At 64.1% G+C, this 5,761-nt stretch carries 7 protein-coding genes; 6 read left to right on the plus strand and 1 reads right to left on the minus strand.

Features of this window, described 5'->3' with window-relative positions; genetic code table 11:
• The coding region (locus EOA33_RS21730) for an amidohydrolase family protein (RefSeq protein WP_145989228.1) at positions 1-764 on the minus strand (764 nt) is incomplete at its 3' end.
• Between the two features lie 84 nt (positions 765-848).
• Between EOA33_RS21730 and EOA33_RS21735 the strand changes: the two genes are divergently transcribed.
• From EOA33_RS21735 to EOA33_RS21760, 6 genes are all read left to right on the plus strand, one after another.
• Positions 849-1,709 (plus strand): folate-binding protein YgfZ, encoded by an 861-nt coding sequence (locus EOA33_RS21735; protein WP_127406547.1) that lies wholly within the window; start codon positions 849-851, stop codon positions 1,707-1,709.
• Positions 1,709-2,347, plus strand: a complete 639-nt coding sequence (locus EOA33_RS21740) for an HD family hydrolase (protein ID WP_127406548.1) — start codon at positions 1,709-1,711, stop codon at positions 2,345-2,347. Before EOA33_RS21735 ends, EOA33_RS21740 begins: the two co-directional genes overlap by 1 nt.
• Positions 2,348-2,472: 125 nt before the next feature.
• Positions 2,473-3,303 carry an oxidoreductase gene (locus EOA33_RS21745; protein WP_126055701.1) on the plus strand — a complete coding sequence of 277 codons (831 nt, stop codon included), beginning with the start codon at positions 2,473-2,475 and terminating at the stop codon, positions 3,301-3,303.
• Positions 3,304-3,313: 10 nt separating this feature from the next.
• On the plus strand, positions 3,314-4,357 hold the full coding sequence (locus EOA33_RS21750) for an AraC family transcriptional regulator (protein WP_127406550.1): 1,044 nt from the start codon (positions 3,314-3,316) through the stop codon (positions 4,355-4,357).
• A gap of 137 nt (positions 4,358-4,494) precedes the next feature.
• Entirely contained in the window at positions 4,495-5,103 is a 609-nt protein-coding gene (locus EOA33_RS21755) for a methyltransferase domain-containing protein (protein ID WP_126059161.1), read from the plus strand.
• A 154-nt stretch (positions 5,104-5,257) separates the two neighbouring features.
• A partial coding sequence (locus tag EOA33_RS21760; RefSeq protein ID WP_190234328.1) for a PAS-domain containing protein occupies positions 5,258-5,761 on the plus strand: 504 nt, incomplete at its 3' end.

A 5,761-nucleotide genomic window follows, 5' to 3' on the forward strand; every position in this document is an offset into this window, starting at 1 on the left:
GCCTCGCAGGTCGCGACATCCTTGTGCTGTTCGAGGAAGAGGATCTCTTCCGCGGTCGAGATATGCAGGACGTGGATGCGCGCGCGCGTCTGCCTGGCAATGCGCACCAGCCGCTCGGTGCAGCGCAATGCGGCGATCTCGTCGCGCCAGACCGGATGCGAGGAAGGGTCACCCTCGATCCTTTCGCCCAGCCGCTCCCGCAGCCGGAATTCGTCCTCCGAATGGAAAGCGGAACGGCGGCGTGTGTTGCGCAGGATCGAGGCGACGCCTTCGTCGTCCTCGACCAGCAGGTCGCCGGTAGACGAACCCATGAACACCTTGATGCCGGCCGCGCCCGGAAGCCGTTCGAGTTCGGCGACGTCTTCGGCATTGTCGCGGGTGCCGCCGATCCAGAAAGCGAAATCGCAATGCATGCGGCCCGTGGCGCGCCGCACCTTGTCGGCAAGGGCGGCCTCGCTGGTGGTCAGCGGGTTGGTGTTGGGCATCTCGAAGACAGCGGTGACGCCGCCCAGCACGGCCGCGCGTGAACCGGTCTCCAGATCCTCCTTATGTTCCAATCCCGGCTCGCGGAAATGCACCTGGCTGTCGACGACGCCGGGCAGGATATGCAGGCCCTTGCAGTCGATCGTCTCGCCGGCGGAAGCCTGGCCGAGATCGCCTATCGCGGCGATGCGCCCCGCCCGCACGCCGACGTCGCGAAAACCCTCGCCGTCATGGTTGACCACCGTGCCGCCTGTCAGGATGAGGTCGTAGGTGGTGGCCATGGGCGTTTCGGTCTCTTGCGGGGGGAGTGTCAGGGGCTTACGTAAAGGCTGACCGTTTTGCAAGATCAGGCTCAATTTCCATCCATGCCCTTTGCCCTGCTGAAAGACCGCGCCCTCATTTCCGTGTCAGGCCCGGACGCCGAGCATTTCCTGCAGAACATTCTCACCACCGACCTCGACGCGCTCAATCCCGGCGAAGCGAAGCCCGGCGCGCTGTTGACCCCGCAGGGCAAGATCCTGTTCGACTTCCTCATCTCGCGCACCGACGAGAATGGCTTCCTGCTCGAATGCCGAGCCGATGTCGCCGACGATTTCGTGCGCCGGCTGATGCTGTACCGGCTAAGAGCCAAGGCCGAGATTGCCAAGCAGGATCAGGTGCTTGTTACCGTCAAGTGGAACGAAGATTCAACCGCCTCAGATTCCGATTCAACGACGCACGCCGATACCCGCTTCCGTAACGTCGCGGTCCAGCGCAGCTATGGCGCCGCGTCGGATGGTGGCGACGCCGCCGCGTGGCAGGCGCTGCGCATCGCCAACGGCATTGCCGAAAGTGGAACCGACTATCCCCTCGGCGACGCCTTCCCGCATGATGTGCTGCTCGACGAGACCGGCGGCGTCGGCTTCAGGAAGGGCTGCTATGTCGGCCAGGAAGTGGTCTCGCGCATGCAGCATCGCGGCACTGCCAGGCGGCGTGTTCTGATCGCTTCCGCGCAAGTCCCCCTGCCCGGTCCAGGCACGGAACTGACGGTCGCCGGCCGGCCTGTCGGAACGCTTGGCTCGACCGCCGGCGCGACCGGCCTTGCGATTGCCCGCATCGACCGGGTCAAGGCGGCGCTCGACGCCGGTCAGCCGATCATGGCCGACGGAGTCACAGTTTCGCTCGCCATCCCGCCTTTCGCCAAATTCGGCTTTCCGCAGGACGCCGCCGGCGTGGAGGAGGCCTGATGGCCGCCGATCGCGCCGGGGCGCCGCCGCGCGCCTGGCAGCGCATGCTGTCAGGCCGGCGCCTCGACCTGCTTGACCCCTCGCCGCTCGACATCGAAATCGCCGACATCGCGCATGGGCTTGCCCGTGTGGCGCGCTGGAACGGCCAAACCAGCGGCGAGCACGCCTTTTCGGTCGCGCAGCATTCGCTGCTGGTGGAGGCGCTATTTTGCGAACTGGTGCCGGCGGCCTCTGCCGACGCGCGGCTGGCGGCGCTGCTGCACGATGCGCCGGAATACGTCATCGGCGACATGATCTCGCCGTTCAAGTCGGTCATGGGCGGCTCCTACAAGGATTGTGAGTTGCGCCTGCAGCGCGCCATCCATCTGCGTTTTTCGCTGCCGGCGGACCTCGGTGCCGCCTTGCGCAAGGAGATCAAGCGGGCCGACCAGATCGCCGCCTACTACGAAGCGACGCTGCTTGCTGGCTTCTCCACGGCGGAAGCGACCGAGTATTTCGGCCGGCCACGCGGTTTTTCCATCGAGCGCTTCGACTTCACGCCACGTTCGGTGACCTGGGCGCAGACGGCTTTCCTGAAGCGCTTTACGGCGCTCGAAGCGAAGCGTCCGTCTTTCGTCGCTGCGAATTCCACGACGTGAAAGAATGCTGCCGCGCGAGAGGCGCGGCAAGTTTGGCGTAATCTGCTACTGTGCTGGCGCGGCCTGTCAGTGAATGGCACCTCTGCTCGACCCTAGATTGGGCTCAAGCAAGATGAGAGGCAATCATGTTTGACAGACAGAAAAAGACAGCGCTCGTGACCGGCGCATCCTCCGGCATGGGCAAGGAAATCGCCAAGCGCCTGATTCAGGACGGCTTTCAGGTCTATGTGGCCGCGCGCCAGATCGACAGGATGGAAGACCTCGCGGCGCTCGGGGCACGCCCGTTGCGCATGGACATTTCGAAAGGCGCGGAGATCGACGCGGCTGTCGCCAGCGTCCTCGCCGAAGTCGACAGTGTCGACGTGCTCGTGAACAATGCGGGGTTCGGTCTCTACGGGCCGGTCGAGGATATCGGACTCGACGAAGCGCGCTATCAGTTCGAGGTCAACGTCTTTGGTCCGGCCCGGCTGACGCAACTTCTGCTGCCGGCCATGCGCAAGAAGAAGGCCGGCACGATCGTCAACATCACCTCGATGGGCGGCAAGATCTATACCCTGCTCGGCGCCTGGTATCACGCGACGAAGCATGCGCTGGAGGGCTGGTCGGATAGCCTGCGGCTCGAACTCGCACCCTTCGGCATCAAGGTCGTGGTTGTCGAGCCTGGCCTGATCGAAACCGCATTTGGCGATGTCGTCGCGGCCGGACTGCTGAAGCGATCAGGGGCTGGCGCCTATGCGAAGGTGGCCCAGGTTGTGGCGAAGACGACGAAAGCGAGCTACGGCCATGGCCGCGGCAGCGATCCGCGCGTCATCGCCGATGTGGTCTCGACGGCCGTCAGGTCGGCCAGGCCGCGGACGCGGTACGCCGCCGGCAAGTACGCGAAAATGATGATCGGCATCCGGAGATGGTTGGGCGATCGCATGTTCGACCGCCTGATCCTAAGCCAGATGCGGTGAAGGAAAGAGCATGAGCGGAATACCGGCTGACAAATGCAAGGTGCCACGCGCATTCTGGCACGCCGTGGAACGTCTCGGCGTGCCTGCGTCCGGGGTGTTGCGGCAGGCCCGGCTTCCCGCCACCCTTCACCTCAGCGAAAAAGCCTTTGTCACCACCGCTCAATATTTCGCGCTCTGGCGGGCCCTTGAAGAACTGTCCGCGGAACCGACTCTGGGCATAAAGCTGGTCCAGGCCGCCGACACCGCAATCCATCCACCCTCCACGCTGGCCGCCTTTCACGCGCGAGATTACCGTGACGGCATAGCCCGCATCGCGCGCTTCAAGCGGCTCTGCACGCCCGAGCAGCTGAATGTTGCCGAAGCGGCCGGCGAATGCACGATAAACTCCGAATGGCTTTACGCCACGGAGCCGGCGCCCGCGATTGCCACCGACGTCGCCTTTGCCATGGTCGTCGAACTCGGCCGACGGGGAACGGGACAGCATCTTACGCCCTGGCGTGTCGAACTCACGCGTCCCGATCCTGAGAGCCACGTACACCGGGACTACTTCGGATGTCCGGTCCGCTATGGCGTCCGGCGCGACCTGCTGGTCCTGCGGTCCAGCGATCTCGATCGCCCTTTTCCCGGCCACAACCCCGAGCTTCTTGATATCCTCACACCGGCGCTCGCTGCAGCGCTGGGCGAGCTTCTGGCAAAAAGCTCCGTGGCCGAGCAGGTGAAGATCGTTCTGAAGAGAAATCTGGCGAGTGGGAGACCAGAGCTTTCCGACATCGCGCGTGAGCTTGGAACGAGCGAACGCACGCTGCAGCGGCGAATCACCGAGGAAGGAACGAGCTTCCGCGAGCTTCTGGTCGAGGCGCGACAGGAACTCGGCAGGCAATTACTATCGGATCCAACGGCCGACATTGACGAGGTCGCCTGCCTGCTCGGTTACCAGGATGCGAGCTCGTTCTATCGCGCATTCCGGGAGTGGGAGGGCACGACCCCCAACCGCTGGCGGGAACTCAACTTCAGCGGCCTGAAACGGGCGGCTTCCGACAGCCTCATGCACTAAACCGGTGCTGCCCCGAGTTCGCCTTTGTCGTTGGCGTTCTCCGCAAATGCATTGGCGCCCTCTGTTACTGTGCCGTGCACAAGCAGCCGCTATCCAGATCCTCGTCGAATTCTCACTGGCTTCTTCCGAGGACGTGGATGCAGAACGATTTCTGGATGTTTTTTCGGTCCTGGCTTGCCGCTCCGCTCCGGGTTGCGGCAATCGCACCGTCCGGCAGCGCGCTTGCCAGGATCATGACGCAGGACATCACTTCCAGAACCGGTCCTGTTATCGAGCTTGGGCCCGGCACCGGCGTCTTCACGGCAAAACTGCTCGAGCGAGGCGTGCGGCCGGAAGACCTCACCCTCGTCGAATACGGCGCAAATTTCGCGCGGCATTTGGAAACCCGTTTTCCGCGGGCGCGCGTGCTTCGCATGGACGCCGCCCGCGTGGGGGATATCAAATTCCGCAATGAGGCATCCGTCGGGGCGGCCATCAGTGGCTTGCCGCTGCTGAGCATGCCCGACCACAAGGTGATAGCAATCCTCGACGGGGCTTTCGCGCATCTGAAGCCTGGCGGGGCATTCTACCAATTCACCTACGGTCCGCGATGCCCGGTCGCGCGACCGATCCTTGAGGGATTAGGCCTCAGCGCAACGCATATAGGACGCACTATGCTGAACGTTCCGCCGGCGGCGGTCTACCGGATTGTGCGCCACCCAGCGAGGGCGCCAAGGGACAGAACCGTTGCAACGGTCACCCCATAGATCGGGCTGAAACGGCCTCCCAGGACGAGCGCTTCACGGCGCTCGAAGCGAGGCGTCAGGCAACGGTTACGCTGCATTCCGCCAGCTGAACAAACGCTAAATTAACCGGAGACTACCACAGTAGCCGGTCAGTTCACGGTCCGCAGGCGCGAATATGCCCGTCGCTCAGGTCAAGGCTGGTTCGCCCGCGCGCAGGCGCCGCGCGGCGGGCATCGGCCCGACAAAGCGTATCGAAGACGAATTGCGCGAGCAGAACGAACGCTTCTCGGCTGCCGTCGAGAACATGTCGCACGGCCTATGCATGTTCGACGCCGACGAGCGGATGATCATCTGCAACCGCCACTACCTCGACATCTTCTGCCTCGACCCCGCCATCGTGCGGCCCGGCATACGTTTCTTCGACATCCTCCAGCACAGCGTCGAGATCGGCGTCGCCTCGCACAGCGCGGCGGATCTCTACGCCATCCGCAAGCCCTATATCGACGGGGGGAAGCCCTCGACCTATGAGGAAACGCTGTCGGATGGCCGCATCATCGACATCTCGCATCGGCCGCTGGCTTCGGGCGGCTGGGTGTCGATCTACGAGGACATCACCGTGCAGCGGCGCGCCGAGCTGGAGCTGAAAGAGCAGCATCGTCGCTTCGACGCAGCGCTGGCC

It is taken from the genome of Mesorhizobium sp. M4A.F.Ca.ET.050.02.1.1 (genome assembly GCF_003997725.1).
Taxonomy (GTDB): Bacteria; Pseudomonadota; Alphaproteobacteria; order Rhizobiales; family Rhizobiaceae; genus Mesorhizobium.

Coding starts and splice junctions, on each gene's coding strand:
- EOA33_RS21735 (WP_127406547.1), top strand. CDS start 849: ATGCCCTTTGCCCTGCTGAAAGACCGCGCCCTCATTTCCGTGTCAGGC.
- EOA33_RS21740 (WP_127406548.1), top strand. CDS start 1,709: ATGGCCGCCGATCGCGCCGGGGCGCCGCCGCGCGCCTGGCAGCGCATG.
- EOA33_RS21745 (WP_126055701.1), top strand. CDS start 2,473: ATGTTTGACAGACAGAAAAAGACAGCGCTCGTGACCGGCGCATCCTCC.
- EOA33_RS21750 (WP_127406550.1), top strand. CDS start 3,314: ATGAGCGGAATACCGGCTGACAAATGCAAGGTGCCACGCGCATTCTGG.
- EOA33_RS21755 (WP_126059161.1), top strand. CDS start 4,495: ATGCAGAACGATTTCTGGATGTTTTTTCGGTCCTGGCTTGCCGCTCCG.